Source organism: Dyadobacter sp. 32 (assembly GCF_902506755.1).
Lineage (GTDB): Bacteria > Bacteroidota > Bacteroidia > Cytophagales > Spirosomataceae > Dyadobacter.
The window spans coordinates 6,195,676-6,217,352 of record NZ_LR735258.1 but is presented as its reverse complement, the minus strand read 5'-3'; the positions used below and the strand labels follow the sequence as shown (position 1 = coordinate 6,217,352).

18 protein-coding genes are annotated in these 21,677 nt (G+C 44.4%); 10 read left to right on the top strand and 8 right to left on the bottom strand.

Annotated features, from left to right (window positions below):
• Positions 1–34 precede the first annotated feature (34 nt).
• From DYADSP32_RS25470 to DYADSP32_RS25455, 4 genes are all read left to right on the top strand, one after another.
• The gene (locus tag DYADSP32_RS25470) at positions 35–1,396 is read left to right on the top strand and encodes an alginate export family protein (RefSeq protein WP_149240120.1); all 1,362 of its coding nucleotides are present in this window, start codon (positions 35–37) and stop codon (positions 1,394–1,396) included.
• Positions 1,397–1,498: 102 nt separating this feature from the next.
• Positions 1,499–2,809: an MFS transporter gene (locus DYADSP32_RS25465; protein WP_149240121.1), complete on the top strand. Its 1,311-nt coding sequence runs from the start codon at positions 1,499–1,501 to the stop codon at positions 2,807–2,809.
• 27 nt (positions 2,810–2,836) lie between these two features.
• Positions 2,837–6,460, top strand: coding sequence for a molybdopterin-dependent oxidoreductase (locus DYADSP32_RS25460; protein WP_149240122.1), 3,624 nt, complete (start codon positions 2,837–2,839; stop codon positions 6,458–6,460).
• A gap of 77 nt (positions 6,461–6,537) precedes the next feature.
• Entirely contained in the window at positions 6,538–8,007 is a 1,470-nt protein-coding gene (locus DYADSP32_RS25455; RefSeq protein WP_149240123.1) for a rubredoxin, read from the top strand.
• 150 nt (positions 8,008–8,157) lie between these two features.
• Here the strand turns inward: DYADSP32_RS25455 and DYADSP32_RS25450 are convergent, their stop codons facing one another.
• From DYADSP32_RS25450 to DYADSP32_RS25440, 3 genes are read right to left on the bottom strand one after another with little or no spacing between them, the layout of a single operon-like run.
• A complete protein-coding gene (locus tag DYADSP32_RS25450; RefSeq protein WP_149240124.1) occupies positions 8,158–8,733 on the bottom strand; it encodes a bifunctional precorrin-2 dehydrogenase/sirohydrochlorin ferrochelatase in 576 nt (191 codons plus the stop codon).
• Positions 8,734–8,743: 10 nt separating this feature from the next.
• A complete protein-coding gene (locus tag DYADSP32_RS25445; protein WP_149240125.1) occupies positions 8,744–9,148 on the bottom strand; it encodes a type II toxin-antitoxin system VapC family toxin in 405 nt (134 codons plus the stop codon).
• Positions 9,148–9,387, bottom strand: coding sequence for a hypothetical protein (locus tag DYADSP32_RS25440; RefSeq protein WP_149240126.1), 240 nt, complete (start codon positions 9,385–9,387; stop codon positions 9,148–9,150). Before DYADSP32_RS25440 ends, DYADSP32_RS25445 begins: the two co-directional genes overlap by 1 nt.
• Before the next feature lie 219 nt (positions 9,388–9,606).
• Between DYADSP32_RS25440 and DYADSP32_RS25435 the strand changes: the two genes are divergently transcribed.
• The gene (locus tag DYADSP32_RS25435) at positions 9,607–11,553 is read left to right on the top strand and encodes an ABC-F family ATP-binding cassette domain-containing protein (protein WP_149240127.1); all 1,947 of its coding nucleotides are present in this window, start codon (positions 9,607–9,609) and stop codon (positions 11,551–11,553) included.
• Between the two features lie 99 nt (positions 11,554–11,652).
• Here DYADSP32_RS25435 and DYADSP32_RS25430 read toward each other — a convergent pair whose 3' ends face one another.
• Positions 11,653–12,240: a Uma2 family endonuclease gene (locus DYADSP32_RS25430; protein ID WP_149240128.1), complete on the bottom strand. Its 588-nt coding sequence runs from the start codon at positions 12,238–12,240 to the stop codon at positions 11,653–11,655.
• A 183-nt stretch (positions 12,241–12,423) separates the two neighbouring features.
• On the opposite strand from DYADSP32_RS25430, the gene DYADSP32_RS25425 reads away from it, so the two are divergent.
• Positions 12,424–13,707 carry a DUF5103 domain-containing protein gene (locus tag DYADSP32_RS25425; protein WP_149240129.1) on the top strand — a complete coding sequence of 428 codons (1,284 nt, stop codon included), beginning with the start codon at positions 12,424–12,426 and terminating at the stop codon, positions 13,705–13,707.
• 97 nt (positions 13,708–13,804) lie between these two features.
• On the opposite strand, the gene ychF is transcribed toward DYADSP32_RS25425, so the two are convergent.
• Together ychF and DYADSP32_RS25415 are read right to left on the bottom strand one after the other, a co-directional pair.
• The gene (gene ychF / locus DYADSP32_RS25420) at positions 13,805–14,905 is read right to left on the bottom strand and encodes a redox-regulated ATPase YchF (protein ID WP_149240130.1); all 1,101 of its coding nucleotides are present in this window, start codon (positions 14,903–14,905) and stop codon (positions 13,805–13,807) included.
• A 171-nt stretch (positions 14,906–15,076) separates the two neighbouring features.
• Positions 15,077–15,397, bottom strand: a complete 321-nt coding sequence (locus tag DYADSP32_RS25415) for a DUF3276 family protein (RefSeq protein ID WP_149240131.1) — start codon at positions 15,395–15,397, stop codon at positions 15,077–15,079.
• A gap of 370 nt (positions 15,398–15,767) precedes the next feature.
• On the opposite strand from DYADSP32_RS25415, the gene DYADSP32_RS25410 reads away from it, so the two are divergent.
• The 3 genes from DYADSP32_RS25410 to DYADSP32_RS25400 all read left to right on the top strand — a co-directional run bounded on the left by DYADSP32_RS25410 (position 15,768) and on the right by DYADSP32_RS25400 (position 18,450).
• Positions 15,768–16,220: a septal ring lytic transglycosylase RlpA family protein gene (locus tag DYADSP32_RS25410; RefSeq protein ID WP_149240132.1), complete on the top strand. Its 453-nt coding sequence runs from the start codon at positions 15,768–15,770 to the stop codon at positions 16,218–16,220.
• Positions 16,221–16,330: 110 nt separating this feature from the next.
• Positions 16,331–17,245 (top strand): DUF58 domain-containing protein, encoded by a 915-nt coding sequence (locus tag DYADSP32_RS25405; protein WP_149240133.1) that lies wholly within the window; start codon positions 16,331–16,333, stop codon positions 17,243–17,245.
• Positions 17,246–17,298: 53 nt separating this feature from the next.
• Positions 17,299–18,450, top strand: coding sequence for a hypothetical protein (locus DYADSP32_RS25400; RefSeq protein ID WP_149240134.1), 1,152 nt, complete (start codon positions 17,299–17,301; stop codon positions 18,448–18,450).
• A gap of 104 nt (positions 18,451–18,554) precedes the next feature.
• Here the strand turns inward: DYADSP32_RS25400 and radA are convergent, their stop codons facing one another.
• On the bottom strand, positions 18,555–19,928 hold the full coding sequence (gene radA / locus DYADSP32_RS25395; RefSeq protein ID WP_149240135.1) for a DNA repair protein RadA: 1,374 nt from the start codon (positions 19,926–19,928) through the stop codon (positions 18,555–18,557).
• 214 nt (positions 19,929–20,142) lie between these two features.
• On the opposite strand from radA, the gene DYADSP32_RS25390 reads away from it, so the two are divergent.
• Positions 20,143–20,808, top strand: a complete 666-nt coding sequence (locus DYADSP32_RS25390; RefSeq protein ID WP_414618051.1) for a porin family protein — start codon at positions 20,143–20,145, stop codon at positions 20,806–20,808.
• Between the two features lie 120 nt (positions 20,809–20,928).
• Here DYADSP32_RS25390 and DYADSP32_RS25385 read toward each other — a convergent pair whose 3' ends face one another.
• A complete protein-coding gene (locus DYADSP32_RS25385; RefSeq protein WP_414618050.1) occupies positions 20,929–21,327 on the bottom strand; it encodes a LytR/AlgR family response regulator transcription factor in 399 nt (132 codons plus the stop codon).
• Positions 21,328–21,677 lie beyond the last annotated feature (350 nt).

Here is a 21,677-nt window from a genome sequence, read left to right as displayed (position 1 = left end):
TGACGGTATTCATTTCCATTAATCATTGAAAAAGATGAAAAACACTTTTTACTATTTCAATCTCTGCATCAGCGCGGTTTGCCTTTTGCCGCCATTACAAGCATTCGCCCAGCTAACAGCCACGGGACAACTTCGCACCCGCACCGAACTCCTTTCGGGACAGGGCACACCTTTATCGAAAGGAGACCAGCCGGCCTTCTTTACTTCACAAAGAACACGCCTGAATGTTGGCTACAAAGCTTATCGCACGGAGCTCTACGTATCGGTTCAGGATGTAAGAGTATGGGGACAAGACGCTTCTACCAACAACAGGATCACAAATACTCCGCAAAACGGCTTGATGCTTCATGAAGCCTGGGGGGAAATAAGCCTGCTCGATACCATCAAAACGAAGACCGACAAAGAACTTTCTTTAAAAATAGGTCGGCAGGAAATGACATACGACGACAGTCGCATGTTGGGTAATCTGGACTGGCTTCAGCAGGCCCGGCGTCACGATGCCGCATTAATCAAATACCGCAACGCTGGATTTACGCTGAATGCAGGAGCCGCGTATAACCAAAACCGTGAGTTAAAATCAGGTACATTATATGATGGCATTCCGGTCGGGTATGGCGCCGGAACGAATGGAATAGGAACAATGTACAAGTCTTTACAGTTTTTGTATCTGGGTAAAAAATTAAAAGGAGGTTCAGCTTCATTTCTGATTTTCAAAGATGACTTTCAGAAATACACACGCAGTGAGACAGGTGTACGAACGCTGCAAAAGGGAACCTGGAACCGGTTAACACTGGGCCCCTATTTCCAGAGTAAACTTGGAAAAAGCTGGAATTTTACGACCAGTGGCTACATCCAAACCGGAAAAGACAAAGATGGTGTAAGCCTCAATGCATATATGTATTCGGTAAAGGGCCTTTACCAAGTGAACGGATTGTTTAGCGCAGGACCGGGTTTCGACTTCACCTCGGGCACAAGGACAAAGTCTACGAAAAACCAGACATTTGATCCGTTGTACGGCACCCCTCATAAGTTTTGGGGCCAGATGGACTATTTTTATGTGGCAAACGGCTTTGGGCAAGGCGGACTTTCTGATTTATACGTCACCAGCAACACCAAAGTATCGGACAAGCTATCCATACAAACGGATCTCCACCATTTTTCAAGCGCTACTCCAATACGAAACGCTCTGGACGAAGACCGCTCAGGTAACCTGGGCAACGAGCTGGACATCATCGCCACCTACAATCTTACAAAAGCAATAAGCTTCCAGGGTGGCTATTGCACCTATATCACTACCAATAGCCTGGCGCAGTTGAAGGGCATATCCAATCCGCAAAAAATGGCCAACTGGGCGTATCTGATGATTAACATCAAGCCGGAATTCAGAAAGCTTTGAGCTGTTAGCTTTAGCTGTTAGCGAAAGTCCCGAAAACCATACAGAAGTTCACTCATTCCGAAAACAAGCTTACAATATTCCAACAATTTAAAACTTGAAAAAATGGAAACTACCAATAAACCACTCGAGAAACTTAACATTTTCAGCTTCAAAGGCGTGCAGATGCGTACATTTCATCTGACCTGGATGGCGTTTTTTCTTTGCTTCTTCGGCTGGTTCGGCTTGGCACCACTGATGTCTGTGATCAAAGTGGACCTTGGGCTTACAAAAGAGCAAATTGGTAATATCATCATAGCATCCGTAGCAGCTACGGTGATCGCACGTATTGCCATAGGGAAGCTTTGTGACAGCTGGGGACCGAGAAAAACATACACCGCGCTGTTGGCCCTTTGCTCCATCCCCGTGATGACCATCGGACTTGTTCATTCTTATGAAGGATTTCTACTTTTCCGCCTTGCTATCGGGGTCATCGGTGCATCATTTGTCATCACACAGTATCACACTTCGGTCATGTTCGACAAAAAAATTGTGGGGACCGCCAATGCTGTGGCAGGTGGCTGGGGCAATTTGGGTGGCGGTGTCACCAACATGGTCATGCCCCTTGTATTTGCAGGTTTTGTAGGAGCTGGCTACTTGCCGGAATCCGCATGGAGACTGGCTATGATAATTCCAGGGGTCGCGCTGCTGCTTTTTTCTGTTTTATATTACCGTTATACCAAAGACACCCCGGCCGGAAATTTCGATGAACTGGAAACTACAACTGCCGCGATTGTAAAAACCAAAGGCACACTCGGAATAGCCATGAAAGATCCCCGTACCTGGGCGCTCTTCCTGGCCTATGGCGCGTGTTTTGGCATTGAAATTACCTTTGATAACGTGGCAGCGCTATACTTTTTCGACAATTTCAATACGACACTGGCCATGGCAGGAATTCTCGCCGGAGCCTTTGGCTTTATGAATCTATTTGCCCGGGCTATTGGCGGAATAGTTGCCGACAAAGTTGGAAACAAATATGGAATGATCGGGAAAGGACGTCTTCTCGCAATCTTGTTAGCACTGGAAGGAATAGGCATGGCACTATTTGCCAACAGCGGAAGCCTGGTTGCAGCCGTCATTACCATGTTATGCTTTGCCATGTTTCTCAAAATGGCCAATGGCGTAACCTATGCCATTGTTCCTTTTGTAAATCAAAAAGCCATTGGCTCCGTAAGCGGAATCGTGGGAGCTGGCGGAAATGTGGGGGCCGTACTGGCAGGATTTCTTTTTAAATCCAGCTCTATATCCTACGCACAGGCATTTATGTACATCGGGGTTGCTATTGCCTGTGTAGCTGCGGTTGTGGCACTTATCAATTTTGACAAAAACCGCACAATTGTCAGTGAGGCGAATTCGCTGGAAATAGCAGAAGCCTGATTTTCCATACAAATAGATTTCACACTTATGAAACCAGCCACCGAATCATTCAAGTCGACCTGCTGCTACTGTGGCGTAGGCTGTGGAGTTATTGTTCATAAGGAAGACAATGGTCGGCTAAGCCTGGAGGGGGATCAGGAACATCCTTCGAGCAGAGGAATGCTTTGTTCGAAAGGAATGAATCTGCATTACACCGTAATGGATCAATCGGACCGGTTACTTTACCCACAAATGCGCCTCAACAGGTCGATGCCCATGCAGAGAGTGAGCTGGGACAATGCGCTGGAGCGGACAGCCGCCGTATTTAAGACATTGATCAAAAAGTTCGGACCAGATTCTGTTGCGTTTTATGTTTCGGGACAATGTCTTACAGAAGAATATTACCTGGTCAATAAGCTTATTAAAGGTTTTATAGGATCCAACAACATCGACACCAACTCCCGGCTTTGCATGAGTTCGGCGGTAGTGGGATACAAACTTTCACTGGGCGAAGATAGCGTACCGGTGTGTTATGACGACATCGAAAAAGCAGACGTATTTTACGTAACCGGAGCTAATCCGGCCTGGTGCCATCCGATTCTATGGAGGCGCATTGAGGCGCATAAGGCGGCGGATCCGGATGTCAGGATCATTTGCGTAGACCCTCGGCGAACTGATTCTGCACGGCAGGCCGATCTGCATCTTGCTATTCATCCCGGAACGGACATCGTGCTCAACAATGCAATCGGAAGACTGCTGATCGAAAACAATCACATTCATGAAGGATTTATTATAAACCATACCGACGGCTTTGAAGCTTTCCGGGAGAAAGTGTTTCAAAGGACCATTCCGGAAGCGGCCGGAATTTGCGGAGTCAGTGCTGAGGACATCGGGTTGGCTGCCAGATGGATCGGTTTGTCAAAAGGATTTCTCTCCCTGTGGACCATGGGGCTTAACCAGTCGGTAATTGGGGTAAACAAAAACCTATCCCTGATTAACCTTCATCTGATCACGGGCAGAATCGGCACACCGGGGAACGGCCCTTTTTCACTGACAGGACAGCCCAATGCCATGGGTGGACGGGAAACAGGCGGCCTGGCCAACATTCTTCCAGGCCATAGGGAAGTCACGAACGCGGTGCATCGTGAGGAGATGGAACAATTCTGGAACAGCCCTGTAAAAATTGCCCATAAGCCCGGCCTAACTGCAACGGAAATGTTCGAAGCACTGGCCGATGAGAGACTAAAAGCCATTTGGATCATCAATACCAATCCTCTGGTGAGCATGCCCGACATACATGTAGCAGAAAAGGCTTTAAAAAATGCAAAATATGTCGTAGTTCAGGACATTTCAAACCGGGCAGACACGGTTGCATTCGCCGACGTGGTGCTTCCCGCCGCCGCCTGGCTCGAAAAAGAAGGAACCATGACCAATGCAGAAAGGCGGATCACACATTTGCCAAAAGCAATTGAGGCACCGGGAGAGGCATTACCCGACTCAGAAATCATCTGGCGCTTTGCAGAGAAAATGGGTTTTGGTGATGCATTCAACTACAAAAACACTTCGGAAGTTTACGACGAATACGCCAAAATAACAGCGGGCACCACGATTGATGTGACGGGTGTAAATTATGAATTGCTCCAGAAGGAAAGAAGTATCCAGTGGCCGTACAAAAGGGATAACGGAGGATGGGGGATGGAGAAAGTCACTAATGGCTCTTCATTAGACAGTCCCATCAGTAGCCTGAAAGGCTTCAATCCCTCTGCCCATGGCAACTCCTTGGGTCCCTTAGATGGAACTGGCACAAAAAGATTATTTACCGATCATCAATTTTACACCCCTAACAAAAGAGCACAGATTTGGGCAGTTTCCGATGAAAATACCTCAGAACCAACAGATGAAAATTTCCCATTGGTACTCACAACAGGGCGAATTCGGGACCAGTGGCATACCATGACCAAGACGGGCCGGGTGGCAAAGCTAACAAAACATATTCCACAGCCTTTTTTGCAAATCCATCCCGAGGACGCAAAAGAAAGAAACATTGAGAACGGCCAACTGGTCCAGGTGAAAGGTCGCCGTGGTGAGGTTCGCGTGAAAGCTGAGATCACCGATGATGTAAAACAAGGACTTTGCTTTCTTCCCATGCACTGGGGCAAGATCCTGGGCAGTAATCTGGGCAGGGCAAACAACCTTACTAACTCCCTTGTTGACCCCAGATCCAAAGAGCCGGATTTCAAATTTTCCGCCATACAGGTAAGTATCTACAAAAAGCCATTTGAAAAAATCATCGTGGTCGGTGCGGGCTCCGCTGGTCTTGGTTTCATCAATACCTATCGCACACTGAACACAGAGGATGAAATACATGTTTTCTCAAAAGAAATCTACCCCTTTTACAATCGGGTAATGTTGCCTGATTACATCAGCGGAGCGCAATCCTGGGAACAACTCGTAAAGCTCCGCGAAGATCAGTTTGCGACAAACGGCATCATAGTTCACAAAGGCGTTTCCATCGCTCACATTGATCGTAAAAACAAAATTGTACTTGACAGTGACGGGCAGGAGCATTGTTATGATAAACTAATCCTGGGTATGGGAAGCACGGCGTTTATGCCAAAAGGCGTTCCCAATCTGCCAGGAATATTTAACATGCGCTCCCGGCTGGACGCAGATTCCCTCCTCCCCCTTCTGAAACAACCCGCACCCCACGCCGTGATCGTAGGTGGCGGCATTCTCGGACTGGAGCTAGCAGCATCATTTAGTGAAATGAAGGTAAAGGTTACGGTAATTCAAAGAAGCGGGCGGTTGATGGAACGTCAGCTTGATCCCCTTGGGAGCGAATTATTGTATCAGGACTTAGTTGACAGGGGGGTAGAAATTTATTTCAATGACGAAGTATCGACATTTACCGGCAATGAACGGGTAAACGGTATTATTCTCAGATCAGGACGAAAAATCAGCTGCCATGTTGTGGTCCTAACCATAGGAACAGTACCCACAATTGCCATCGCAAAAGATGCCAATATTGAAACAAAAAGGGGGATACTGGTCAATGACTACATGCAAACCTCCGATCCTGACATATTCACGGCAGGGGAAATAGCCGAATGGAAAGGGCAAATGTGGGGCATCACTCTGGCCGCTGAGCAACAGTCAGAAGCGGCCGCCCGTTTCATTTCCGGCGATATTTCTCAACCATACAAAGGCAGCACCGCGATGAACATTCTGAAGATGGACGGACTGAACTTGTGCAGTATCGGCCTGACCGAAGTGCCCGCAAATGATCCTTCATTTGAGGAAATTGTTTTCATCGACAAGTCCAAAAGATACTACAAAAAGTGCATAGTGCACCGGGATAAGCTGGTAGGAGCGATCCTGATTGGCGATAAAAACGAATTCCAGGAATTCCGGGATCTTATTTCCAGCGGAACCGAATTGTCGGAAAAGCGCCTGCAACTGTTACGTGCGAGCCAGAAAGCAGAACCAATGCTTGGAAAACTTGTGTGTTCCTGCAATAATGTGGGACATGGAAACCTTGAAAATGCTATTCAAAATGGCTGTTACGATTTTAAAAAACTCTGCGAAAAAACCGGCGCGGGTACGGGATGCGGCTCGTGCAGACCGGAAGTAAGGTCCATTCTGGAAAGATTGAACCAAGAAGTATTGGTATAACCGAACGAAACAGTAACAACTGGAAGGGTCAAAGCTGAACCAGGGGCGTTGGCTTATGTTTTTAATACACACCAAATATGCGCGACTACTATCACATCAAGATCAATCTTCCCGGAGGAATCGCTTCACCAGGCTTCCTGAAAAACATTTTATCGGTGGCATGGAAAGCGAAGGTGCGAAAGGTAAGACTCGGGTCACGCCAGCAACTACTGATGACGGTTCATTATGAAGAGATGCGTTTTCTGGAAAGGGATCTCAAAGCACTCGAAGTAGGCTATGAGGTTAATTCTGAAATGTTGCCTAATATCATAAGCTCCTATTGCGGAGAAGAAGTGTTTCGCACTGGCCAATGGCTCGGTGCCAATGAGTACCATACTGTGCTCGACAGCATTGATTTCAAACCTCTTTTAAAAATCAACATTTCAGACGCAAATCAGAGTTTCACACCGTTTTTCACCGGAAATCTCAATTTCATTTCCTCCAGAGAGCCCCATTTCTGGTATTTGTATATACGCCCAAAACAAGGAAACAGTATTCAAAGATGGCCTGAATTGATATATACAAATGAAATTGGAAGGGTAGCAAAACTTATTGAAGCCTGCCTCTTGTCCCAGGAATGTTCCGGCGAAGACACTACATTTCAACTTGTAAAGAGCAAAATCTCCTACATATCACTTCCCGTTTCCCACGAGCTGGAGCTACCCGCTTTTTCCTTACCCTATTATGAGGGTTTCAACCGATACGAGTCCAGAACCTGGCTTGGGCTTTACCGTCGTGACGAACAGTTCCCGGTTGAATTTCTTCTCGACATCTGTAATCTATGCCTGAAAACCCGTATCGGAGAAATATGCACAACGCCGTGGAAATCGCTGATCATCAAAGGAATTGAAGACCAGTACCGAACCGAATGGAGTGACATTCTGGGAAAACACAATATAAATGTGAGGCACGCGGCCAATGAGCTTGCATGGCAAACAGAAGACAATAACGAGGAAGGCCCCGAACTAAAAAAACAACTTGTTCATTACTTTGAAAAGCACGACACACGCACTTTCGGATTATGCTTTGGCATTCAAACACGTGCAAAATCAGAAGTTTTCGGCTCTGTTCTGATCAGAAAAAGACCCTTGCTCGCAATAGGACAACTGGCTTTGTTCAGCGTTTATGATCTCTACTACACAGAGAACTTCAATCCCAACAGCCGCACACACATACCTTTTGAGAGGGGTTTATTCAAAATTCATCTTGCGGGACAAATGGAAAGATTGTGCCGAAGATTCAATAACCGGCGCCTCGAAAATAGCCTTAAAGTGGTGAAAGTGGAGCATGAAGAACAAAAAAACACATCTTCTTCTTTATCAACTGTACACCAGTGCCCCCATTGTTTCACCGTTTATGATCCCCGATACGGCGATTTGCTACGAGGCATCGACGCTGAAACGGAATTCAGGAACCTCCCGGAAAACTATTCCTGCCCTACCTGCGACGCAGAAAAAAAAGACATGATTGAAATCCAGTGGGAGGAAAATCTTCAAAATTTAGCGTAAAGATTTTGACAAAAAACGTTCAAAACAATCACCTTCTCACTTTGGAGAGTGACTTTAATGTGTACAGTGCAGTGCGTACGGGTGATAGCACAAATGTGAAATGATACTAAAATCGTTTCAACTTCATCCACCAGCCATTCTATCAAAAACTTATTTTTTATCAACCAGCACCGAAGTAATCCGATTCAATTCTTCCACTTTATAGGCAAAGTCACCCTTCAACATATCCCGTACTGCTTTGAGTTGCTCCATGGCAGTTTCCAGATTTTCGGGCAAAGCTTCACTTAAAACTTCCTTTAGCCTCTTTGCCATCGTTGGCGACATTCCGTTGGTGGAAATAGCGACTTTCAAATTCCCCTTTTGAACAATAGAGGATAGGTAAAAGTCACAAAGTGCGGGTGTGTCCGCTACGTTACAAAGTAAGTGCCTCGAAGCAGCTATCGCTTTAATTCTCTGATTCTCGACTTTATCATTGGTAGCAACAATTACCAGCTCTTTTTCCAGGAGATCGTCATCTTCAAACTTTCTCGTTATCAGATCCACCCGCGAATTTAACCGCACTAAATCTCTGATTTCCAATGAAATTTCCGGCGAAACCAGTGTTATCCTGGCTTCGGGCGAATTATTCAGAACGGCAGTAATTTTCTCTAAACCAACGTAACCACCACCCACAATGAGTGTATGCAGTTTTTCGAGTTTGAGAAATATGGGGAATAGGTTGTTCAAATTTGAATGATTAATCGTTTTCAACAAGGTTAACTATTTCTTTGTAAGACCTGAATTTTTCGTCAGCAGAAATCAGAGACACATTTTCAGACAAGGCCGTTGCAATAATCAACCTGTCGAATGGATCACGATGATCCTGAGCAAGCGGTATACGATCATAATTGGCAATGTGCTGGTTTTCCAAATTCAATACTGCAAAGCCATCTTGTTGAATAACAGATACTATCTCTTCAATTGAAACATCCAATTCCGATAACTTGCCAATTTTTTGCTTTACAGAAATTTCGAAAAGCGTAATTTGACTTACTAATATTTCATTTGAGACATCCAACAAAATTTCGGCTACGTGGGGTGATATCCTGGGAGAATTTAACTGATACCATATAAGAATTTGTGTATCTATAAGATATCTCATTACATATAATCCTTTAAATCATCGATTGGATCATTAAAATCATCGGGAATACTGTAAGTTTTCCCAATGGCCTCCCCCAGTCTTTTTAAACTTCCCATCTGGCGTATCCCATTAAAAGAAATGTTCTCCTTCTCTTCTGGCAAAAACATCACTACTACTTTGGTTCGCTCACTAGTCGGAGCGGGCTCCTCGAGAATAACCTTTCCATTCTCAAATGTTCCTTTAACTGCCGTGTACATAACTTGTATTATTTAATAGCCCAAAAGACTAACCAAAAAGAACAACCATTAATTCAAATTCATCCCGCTAAGCTAAGCCTGCAAACTAACTTTAAATAATGCTCATCACATAATCAAATTTACATGAATAATGTTGCATTTCGGGACAAGCGTTTCATTTTATAACTATTCCAACAATTACATTTTTACTATCTCCCACTTTCCCCGTACCTTTGCGGCATGATCGCGATTACGAACCTAAGTTATTATCTTGGCGACCGTGCTTTATACGATAGCGCGTCGCTCCATATCAAGCCAAAACAAAAGATCGGCCTTATTGGCCTGAACGGGACTGGCAAATCAACCCTGCTCAGGATGATCAACGGAGAGTTCCAGCCCGATGGCGGTCATATATCAAAATCCGGTGATTGCACCATTGGTTTTTTAAACCAGGATTTGCTTTCCTATCAAAGCGATGACTCCATTCTTTCTGTGGCCATGCAGGCATTTGAACGCCAGAACCAGCTACAGGTACAGATTGATAAGATCCTGTATGAAATGGAGCATGATTACAAAGACGAGCTTATAGACAAACTGGCCAGGGTACAGGACGAATTCGAAGCTCTTGATGGGTATACGGTTCAGTCTAAAGCTGAAGCGATTCTGGAAGGTCTGGGATTCGTTACCGATGACCTTCACAGACCACTCAGATTATTCTCCGGAGGATGGCGTATGCGTGTCATGCTGGCTAAGCTTTTGTTGCAAAAGCCTTCCTTACTGATGCTTGATGAGCCTACCAACCACCTGGACTTACCATCCATTCAGTGGGTTGAAAAATACGTACAAAGCTATGAAGGAGCCGTAATCGTAGTGAGTCACGACAGGCAATTCCTGGACAATACGGTGGACACGACGGTTGAGGTATCTGGTGGAAAATTGAATTATTACTCAGGCAATTATTCATTCTATTTAGAGGAAAAAGACGAGCGTAACGAAATTCAGCGTGGCGCTTACGAGAACCAGCAGGCCAAAATTCGTCAGACAGAACGTTTCATTGAACGTTTCAAAGCAAAGGCCACCAAGTCACGTCAGGTGCAAAGCCGTGTAAAGGCGTTGGACAAAATGGAAGTTGTAGACGCCGTGGTCGACGAAAACGCAAAAGTTCATTTCCGATTTCAGTTCACCACACAGCCCGGACGTCATGTATTTCAGCTTGAAGATGCCTCGAAAGCTTACGGCGACAAGGTCATTCTGGATGCAACCAATATCAGCATGGAACGTGGTGATAAGATCGCATTAATCGGAGCGAACGGGCGGGGGAAATCGACGGTATTGAGGGTTGTTGCCGGCACCGAACCTATCGAAGGAAAAAGGCGTCTTGGCCACAACGTCATGTTCACATTCTATGCACAGCACCAGCTGGAATCCCTGAATGTGAATCATAACCTGATTGAAGAGCTAAAGTATGCCAATCCGAATAAAACGGAAACCGAACTAAGAACGGTCCTTGGCTGCTTTCTGTTTTCAGGTGATGACGTTTTCAAGAAAATTAAAGTCCTTTCCGGAGGCGAAAAATCACGGGTTGCGCTGGCTAAGGTTTTACTTTCGCAAGCCAATTTTCTGCTGCTCGATGAGCCTACCAACCACCTGGACATGCAGTCGGTCAATATCCTTATCCAGGCTTTGCAACAATATGAGGGCAGCTATATCGTGGTTTCCCACGACAGGTATTTTGTTGAAAATATTGCCAATAAAATCTGGTATATCGAGGATCATGAGATCAAGGAATACCCCGGAACATACCAGGAATACGAGGTGTGGGTGGAAGAGCGGGGCCTTCAATCTGCTGTAAGCGACAAAGCGGTTGTCAGCAGTGCTCCGCCACAAAAAGCGTCAGCCCAGCCCGCTGCCAGTACCAAGAACAGCACGAACAAACCCACTTCTAACGAAGATCTTCAGAAGCTAAAAAAAGCCAAAAAGCAGGTAGAAGAACTGGAAGAAACGATTAGTAATCTTGAGAGCAAAATCACAGAAACCGAAGCAAAACTCGCAGATCCCTCTGTTTATAACGATGTAAAAGCACTTGCTGATCTAAATCGTTTTTATGCCGACATCAAACAGAAACTGGAAAAGGCAAATGATGCCTGGGAGACTGCCATGATGGAAGTGGAAGAACTGGCTGGTTAAATTGGGGCTATCAATCCATCGCTAAATCGGATATAGAGCCTTAGCTGATAGAGCAGATTACGCAATTGTAAAAGGAGTCGGAACGGGCTCCTTTTTTATTTAAACCACTGGAACCAAATCTTCCGTATCAGCATATATTTCTGTCATTTTCAAAGACACATCAACGGTTTGGAACCTAATAAAACCATTGATATCGTAAGCCTCTGAAGCCAGGTACCAGACATTTTCTTCATTTTTCCTCCAAACCTCCGCCGAAACTGACTGGGAATCAACAATTCCGTATTCTTTCAAAGACGGTATACTGCGATAAAAATGGAATTTTTCGCCACGATCATAACCGGAAGTACTTGGAGAAAGCACCTCTATGATTACCACAGGATTTAAGATCGTGTCCTTTTTATCGTCCAGAAATTCATTTTTCCCACAAATAATGAGGAAATCAGGATATGTGTAAAGTCCGTTTTCAGGAATATGAATGCGAAGGTCACTGGAATAACCGTTGCAAGATTTTCCTTTAAGGCAAATAAAAAATTCACCAGACAAATTTTCCGTAATTCTGTTATGATTGAACCCCGCCCCCGCCATTGCAAATATCTCTCCCCGATAATATTCGCTCTTGTATTCGGCCTCACGTTCCATTTCCAAATACTCTTCCTCGGAATAAATCTTATGTGGCTGTGCTGTCATGTGCTTTCAATTGTGATATGTAAAAATAACAATTTAACCGGAAATAAAACTTTCTGTCTATCCGACAGCCCTTCGCCTGCTTAATGTACCTTACAAATAATAGCTTCAAAAAGAAGGAAAATCAGTTTCAATTTGTTTCTTACACAATAATAAAAAACCGAGCCGTTAATCCCATAAACAGCAATGCGAGATAATTTAATTATTTACATATTAATCCTTTTCAACCTGACCGGTAAGGCGCAGTCGACCAACGTGTTACTGGAAGATCATATATACAATGATAAAATCAGGACAGTACTTCTCTATCCTGCGCTGGACGACCCCGAAAACCCGACCCGTCTGATCAGTCCGCCACTGATACAGCTGCAAAGCCAGGCACCGCTGGTGCTGGAGTTCGACGACATGAAAGGCGTCTACGAAGGTTACAGAGCCAAAATCATCCATTGCAATGCCGATTGGACCAAGTCGAATCTGAACGATATTGAGTTTACCTATGAGTACAATGACTACCGCATTCTCAAATACGATCAGTCATTCAGCACAAAAGTACCATACTACCACTACCGTTTTGAAGTGCCCAGGCTGAAACTTTCCGGAAATTACATTCTGGTCGTTTATTCAGATGGGGACCGAAATGCAGTGCTTTCCAGGCGATTTATGGTTTATGAAAACAGGATCAATATCAATGCCCAGGCCCGGTTTTCCCAGGGCATTGATCAGCAGTTTGCCGATCAGCAGATCGATTTCACCATTAATTATAACGGATATCAGCTGATCGCACCACAAACTGATCTGAAAGTTGTGATGCGCAAAAACTTTCGCTGGGACCAGATGCGTACCAATTTCAAACCGACAAACGTCAGGCCTTTTGATCATATTTTGGAATACACTTTTTTTAACCTTGAGAACACCTTTCCGGGTGGAAATGAATTCCGGTATTTCGACAGTCGTACGCTCGCCGCGCGAGGATTTGGAATTATTGAACTTCAGCGTGAAGCCGATTTCACGAAACTTATACTATTCCCTGATAAGTCAAGGGCCGAGAACAGCTACCTGCAGCTGGAAGATCTCAACGGTCAATACATTGTTGACCAGCGGGAATCGGGACGCGGAAGCGTTGAAGCCGATTATACGCCAGTCCTATTCAACCTGCACATTGCCGAAGATCCGGATATGACTGTTTATGTCAATGGCAGCTTCAACCTCTGGCAACTGAACGAAAGGAATAAAATGACTTATAATCCGGATACGCAAGCCTACGAGGCAGAAATTCTTTTAAAACAGGGCGTTGTGAATTATGACTATACCGTTGTCCGCGCCAATGGCAAACCCGACGAAAGCTATGTGGAAGGAAACTATGCTGCTACGGAAAATGACTATGACATTCTGGTTTATCACCGCCCACCAGCCAGCAGGGCCGATTTATTGGTAGGTTACAGGACTGTAGAGTGGAATCGGAGGCGGTAACAAATGCCGCGAGGTTCTCGCCTAAACCAAAGATCCTGGTGGGCTGTTAGCCAGTCACCAGGATCTGTAAGTGTGCTTAAAACTTTTTGACCTAACTCTATACATTAAACCTAAAGTGCATGATATCACCATCAGCAACCACATATTCCTTCCCTTCTACAGCCATCTTACCCACTTCCTTCACGCCCGCTTCCGTTTTATACTGCTGATAATCAGCGATCTTAATTACTTCTGCTCGAATAAATCCTTTTTCAAAATCAGAGTGGATCACACCTGCCGCCTGAGGCGCTTTCCAACCTTTTACGATTGTCCAGGCACGAACTTCTTTAACGCCAGCGGTGAAATAAGTGATCAGATTTAGCAATGCGTACGACGCCTTTATCAGCTTGCTCAGTCCTGACTCTTTTAATCCATATTCGCCCAGAAACATTTCATGTTCTTCCGGATCTTCAATTTCTGATATCTGGGATTCAATCGCAGCACAAAGAATAATTACCTCCGCTCCCTCGTGTTTAACGGCTTCTTTCAGCTTTTCGGAAAACTCATTTCCTGTAAGCATCGAGCCTTCATCCACGTTGGCTACATAAAGAACAGGCTTGGCAGTTAGCAATTGCAGGTCACCGATTACTGCTTCTTTGGTTTCCTCGTCAATCTGAAGGCTACGGGCATTTTTCCCGGCCTCCAGTGTTTCTTTATATTTTTTCAGCCATTCCAGCTCCACTTTCGCTTTAGCATCACCTGCTCTGGCTCCCTTTTCCGTTTTCTGAATTTTCTTTTCTACGGATTCCAGATCCTTCAGCTGCAATTCGATGTCTATGATCTCTTTATCAAAAACCGGATCCACCCGTCCTTCTACGTGCACTACATTTTCATCCTGAAAACAGCGTACCACATGGACAATCGCATCTACCTCACGGATATTAGCCAAAAACTTATTGCCCAGCCCTGCTCCCTGGCTTGCCCCCTTTACCAGACCGGCTATGTCTACAAACTCAATAATGGTAGGAATTGTCTTTTGAGGATTGACCAACCCGATCAGAATGTCCAAACGCTCGTCCGGAACAGTTACAACCCCAACATTTGGCTCAATGGTACAGAAAGGATAATTGGCAGCTTCGGCTTTGCCGGTAGAAATGGCATTAAAAAGTGTGGATTTCCCTACATTCGGCAATCCTACAATTCCACATTGAAGACTCATATTGGCAAGTATGCAGTTTAAAGTGGCCGTGGAGCATTTTGACAGCTATCATATACGGCCAACCATTCTAAATAATAATTTCGGTGCGAAATTACCATTTAGGCAACACAAAAACTAAAAGCCTTCGGAATTGATTGCGAAGGCTTTACTTTTTGAGATGTTAAATTCAGATTATTCCCACTTAAGATCAGACTCTCCCACCACGTCCACCTCGTCCGCTTTGGCTTCGTATTGAGAAAAATCAACTTCCGGCATCAACTCTGTTTTCACATGATCTACCGCATCCTTCAATGCATCTACGAACTTATCAAAGTCTTCCTTGTACAAAAACATCTTGTGCTTTTCGTACGTAAATCCTTCTCCTTGAGGATGCCGGCGACTCTCCGTAATCGTTAGATAATAATCATTGGATCGCGTCGACCGAACATCGAAGAAGTACGTCCGTTTTCCCGCCCTGACCCGTTTAGAGTAGATTTGCTCTCTGTCTTCCACTATGTTTAGTTTTAAATAAGTTTGCGAACGCTAAAATATAAAGTTTATTGCAGCGAACAAAAAAACCAACATATATTAAACATTTCGAATGACCACGCTTTTGATTTTAGCGTAAATATTTTGGACTTTACCAGTACAGAATGCACAGTTTTGAGATTATTCCCTTACATTTGAAAGTTTTGCATGAAGACGTTAATTTTTATCGTCAAAAACATACGCCAAATCCTTCATAAAATTTGCAGCCATTTGCCTTGGCGGAAGGCAGACAGAGCGTATGATTTTTATTCCCCTCGGCAATATTCGGGAGTGCAAAATTAAAATGAGATAAAGTAAGGTTCGACCTTATGATGTTCCATCCTAAACCGCAGATATGACTTATCCTCGGATTCTGACCATGCTTCTAATGGCATTCATTTGGCATTCCAAAGCAATAGCGCAAGCTACACTTGGTAAAACAGAAACAGGCAAGGCCTCCTACTACTCTTCCCGGTTTCACGGAAGAAAAACGTCTTTTGGAGAAATTCATAAAAGTACCGAGCTCACAGCCGCCCATCGTACATTACCATTTAATACGATGCTGGAAATTACCAATACCGAAACCAAGGAAAAAGTTATTGTCAGAGTTAATGACCGGGGGCCCTATTCCAAAAGCCGTTTGGTTGACATCAGTAAAGAGGCTGCCCGCCATTTGGGCATAATCGCCAAAGGAGTAGCCAACGTCTCTGTACGGGTGGTGGGCATGGAAGGCATGGTACTCCTGGGCAAAAATGAAAGCATTGATCATGCCACGGGCAAGATAATTTCTTTAAGAGATAAAAATTAGCCTTGGAGCTCTCTTGTATCTCTGCTCAGCTGGATTTATGTATGCTTTGGCACAAATTGCGTTGATATGTTATATATTCGAATAATTTTGAATTCTATCTTCGTATCAATATGGCCATTCGCCACCTAGACCTAGCAAAAGTAAGAGCCCTCGGCAATCTTGAGTTTCTGGCGAAACAACTGGTCGAAGGGTTTATCACCGGACTTCACAAATCTCCTTTTCATGGATTCTCGGTAGAATTTGCGGAACATCAGCTGTACAACACAGGTGAGTCTACCCGAAATATTGATTGGAAAGTTTTCGCAAAAACCGATCGGCTTTATGTGAAGAGGTATGAAGAAGAAACCAATCTTAGATGCCATATTCTGCTTGACACCTCTTCTTCCATGTACTATCCAGAAGAAACTCTAGGTAAAATCACCTTTAGTGTCATGGCGGCGGCCAGCATAACGTATCTACTTCAACGTCAGAAAGATGCCGTCAGCTTGTGTACCTTTTCCGAAGAAATTGAGATTCAGACCGCGGTGAAATCAACCCCGTCGCATGTGCATAAAATCATGCTTGAACTCGATCAGGTGCTGCAGTCCAAGCGCCCCCTTGTCAAAACCTCTGTTGCAGACGTGTTGCACCAAATCGCAGAAAAAATTCACAAACGTTCGCTGGTCGTCATTTTCAGTGACATGTTTGATAATCTGGAGGAAGCCGACCGGCTTTTTTCGGCTCTACAGCATTTGAGGCACAATTTGCATGAGGTTCTGCTTTTTCATGTTACGGATAAAAAGACCGAACAGGATTTCACATTCGAGAATCGACCCTATGAATTTATAGACTTGGAGACCGGCGAAAGGGTAAAAGTTCAGCCCGACCAGGTGCGGGAATCTTATCAAAAATTTGCTACCGAGTTTTATCAAAATCTTAAACTAAAATGCGGCCAGTACAAAATTGATTTCATTGAGGCTGATATAGCACTCGGATTCGACCCCATATTAACGGCTTACCTGGTAAAACACGCCAAAATGAAGTAATTTTTTCAGACATTTGACGGTAGGAATCCTCAATTTGTATCGTGTTTTAAGTTATGAAAAAACATCTCTTTATCTTATCCATATTAGCGATCTGCTTTGGTGCTTTATTTCAGGCATGTAAGTCAGCCAAAAAATCACTAAAAAAGGGCAACTATGATGATTCTGTACTCCGGGCAGTGGAAAAGCTCAGGAGTACTCCCAACCACCTTTCTTCTCTCGACATCCTGAAAGCAGCTTATCCCAATGCACTTGATCTCCATTTGGGCGAAATAGCCCGAAACAAAAACGCCACCCACCTCTTTCGCTTCGAAACTGAGGTTCACGAATATGAAACCCTCAATAAACTTTACGACGCAATAAACCGTTGCACTCCTTGTGCAAAAGTTGTTACCGCTCAAAATTTTGAAACGGAAGAAAAAGATGCACGGCAACGTGCGTTTTCCATTCGCTACACTGAAGGTGAGAAGGCTTTCTCCAACGGCACCAGACCAAACGCCCGAATCGCTTACGAACACTTTGAAAAGGCTAATGAATTGCTGCCTGGCTACAAAGACATTCAACAGAAGCTTGATGATTCTTTTGATATTGCAACCTTCAAAGTGGTTGTTGAACAGGTACTTGTGACTTCGAGGGCATATCAGCTAAGCAATGCCTATTTCCAGGACCGTATCAATGAATTTCTGCATACCAACAGGCGGATGAACAAATTCGTACGTTTTTACACGCCTGGCGAAGCTACCGAAACCAAGGTGAAACCCGACCACGTCATCACGTTACAATTCGATGATTTTGTAGTAGGGCAAACCCTGATTGAAAAAAATACGGAAACCGTAACCAGCAAGGATTCGGTAAAAGTGAGTGAAAAGACCGTTGGTAAGGTGAAGGTGCCTATTTACGGCAAGGTGACTGCCAAATTAACAAAAAACCGCAAGACGGTGCATTCCAGCGGATTGCTGGATATGCGAATCGAAGATTTCCAGGCAAAACGGATTGTGAATCAGGAGAAATTTACGGGGGAATATAACTGGATGTGCGAGTGGGCCAATTACAACGGAGACGAGCGTGCACTAACTCCCGCAGAAATTCGCATGTGTAAAAGTCAGGAGCTACTTCCACCCGCCCCGCAGGACCTCTTCGTCGAGTTCAGCAAACCCATTTATGACCGGGTCACAAACAGGCTCAGAACCTATTATGCAAAATATTGATGGGACAGTTGGCCGTCAGCAATCGGCTTTCGGCACTTAACCTGATCAAATCTTCCCATTTTTTCAACATCTCCCTTTTGCCCAGCCCGGTTACATTTCACTTCTCACCTTTCCAGAAACAGATCCAAAAACAACTGATCGAGGTGTGGAACGGGAATAATTTCTATTTTGGCTCGCTTCAAATCCAGTCCCTTGCTATTGTACTTGGAGATGTAGATCTTCTTAAAACCCAATTTTTCAGCTTCCAGGATTCGGCTTTCTATCCGGTTCACAGCCCGCACTTCACCGCCAAGGCCCACTTCCGCAGCAAAAGAAACGGATGCAGGAATACAGGAATCTTCGTATGAAGAAACGATAGAAGCAATCACGGCCAGATCTATCGCCGGATCCTCCACACGTAACCCTCCTGCCACATTCAAAAATACATCCTGCACACCCAATCGAAAACCTCCGCGTTTTTCCAGCACGGCTAGCAGCATCTGGAGACGCTTTGCATCAAACCCTGTACTGCTCCTTTGCGGAGTTCCGTAGGTTGCGGCACTTACAAGAGATTGTATTTCAATCAATAACGGGCGATTACCTTCCATCATGGATCCGATGGCAATGCCACTGATTGGCTCATCACGTTGCGAAATGAGGATTTCGGACGGGTTACTCACCTGCCTTAGCCCGGCGCCATGCATTTCATAGATACCCAGCTCGGAGGTACTTCCAAAGCGATTTTTGACAGTACGCAAAATCCTGTAAGTCGTATGCCTGTCACCCTCAAACTGAAGCACGGTATCCACCATGTGCTCCAATACTTTTGGACCCGCCAGCGATCCGTCTTTCGTAATGTGACCAATGAGAAATACCGGAACACCCGTTTCCTTGGCATACTTCATAAATTCCGCAGTACATTCCCTCACCTGCGACACGCTGCCGGCACCCGATTCGATGTAGGCCGACTGCATGGTCTGAATGGAGTCGATTACCACAATATCGGGGTGAAACTCTTCGATCTGTCTGAAAATATTCTCCGTATGCGTTTCAGTTAGGATAAAGCAGTTAACACTTTTTGATTCCATACGCTCCGCACGCATTTTTATCTGCTGCTCCGACTCCTCTCCTGAAACATACAGCACTCTTTTATCGGCAAGGGTTAGCGCGATCTGCAGCATCAAAGTTGACTTCCCGATTCCGGGTTCCCCGCCAATCAGCACCAGCGAACCTTGCACAATACCTCCACCCAACACACGATTCAGTTCCCCATCAAGGGTGTGAATCCGCGGTTCATTTTCATATTCGATTTCTGCGAGCGACTTTGGCTTACCAGCCAGCGAAATCGATTTCCAGGAAACTGTGGTTTTTTTATCTTCCTTTTCAATTACTTCCTGAACAAACGTATTCCATTCGCCACAGGAGGGACATTTTCCAAGCCATTTGGGGGAATTGTACCCACATTCCTGACAAAAAAAAGCGGTTTTGGCTTTGGCCATAGGGGTTTAATATTACTGGATTGTCCTGATTGCTAACAGGGTTTTCAAATTTTAGTCCAAATATGCTAAGGTTTTCGCCGTTAAATCAAATATTTCAGGCGCGAGGCATTGTTTTTTATTTGCTTTACGTTATCAACCGGTTTTACTAATCAAACACTTTTGAATGAACTTCCTGACAAAAATTAGTTTAATGTGCCTTCTGACACTTGTGGCCATGTCCACTGTTCAAGCACAGAAAAAAGGCTTTGCGTTCGGCATTAAGGGAGGAGTAAATCTTTCACGGCTGACTATGGGGAATGTATTTACAACACGTTACGATGACAATGGAAACCCTTACCTGGGATATGATGGAAAAGCAGTAAGTGACAATCTGAAAGAGAGCTTCGATACCAAAACTGGTTTCGTCGGTGGAATTTATGCCCGATTCGGAAGAGTCCTTTTCATTCAGCCGGAAGTTTTGGTATCTACCAAAGGAGGTTCATTTGAAATTATCAAGAATGATCAGGCTGTTCCGGTGACACAAACGATCAATGTCAAATATAGCAATATTGACGTTCCGCTGCTGGTCGGATTAAAGGCAGGCCCCATTCGGATTCTTGCTGGCCCCGTCACATCCTTTCGGATTGGGGACAACCAACGTCTGCGTGACGCGTTCAAGCATTACACTTCCAATTTTAATGATTCCATGGACCAGGCAACATTCGGTTACCAGTTCGGTGCTGGACTTGACTTAGGCGGTGTGAGCATTGATGTCAGAAAAGAAGGATCATTCACGAATCTGGCTTCATTCCAGGTAAATGGCACGCCTGTGGACGGTACTGCCAAAGTGAAACAAAAGATCACTTCCTGGCAAGTAACATTAGGACTTAAATTATTCTAACTGATTAGGACGGAAATTGCATCCTAAATTCAGTATGCAATAAAAACAAAACGAGCAGCCTTCGATCCAAGCGATGGCTGCTGTTTTTATGAATAACCCACTAATTTAACCTAATGATATTTAAGCACTTACACGAAAATAGGAATGATCCAAAATCCCCGAAATCTCTCTGAGTTTTCTACGACTGATCATCACTTCCTTTCCGCCAGCCATTTTGAGAATACGATCGTGAACCAGTTGTTCTTCCACGTAATTCGCATTGACAACATACGATTTATGAACGCGGATGAAATTGCTGGTCAGATGTTCTGATAGTGATTTCAAGGTTCTTGAAACCAAATATTTTTTCCCTGCATTTGTATAGATAAATGTATAGTTACCTTCCCCTTCCATGAATGTAATGGAGTCAGGTGATATCGATATAGGACGTCCCATAAACTGGATCATGATCGGTGCCACCGAAGTTCCAAAGGATTGTGCAGGAATGTTGGGACGGGCAAAAGCAGAGAAAGTTTTCATAGCATATTCGGAAGTTTTGTTGTTTAAATTTCTATGTCAAATGTACGTCAGTATCACACATTTGTAAAGTGCGTAAAACTACGTATATACAACTATCTAATTGATTTACAGATTATTAAATTAACTTCAAAATGAAAATGCCGTAAGCACACTTAGTAAAACACGTAATTTTACGTAGTCTAAAAATGCATCAAAACGATGAGCCCGATTCGCAAAAAGGCAATAATCCCTCGGCTGTGCGGGCCTAACGCTAAGAACTTTATTTATCTTTGCACCGGTTTTAATACCAATTTGGCAGTACGGTGTACCGATTCACGTTCTGGCTCATTCCTTAAAAGCTGCATTTATTA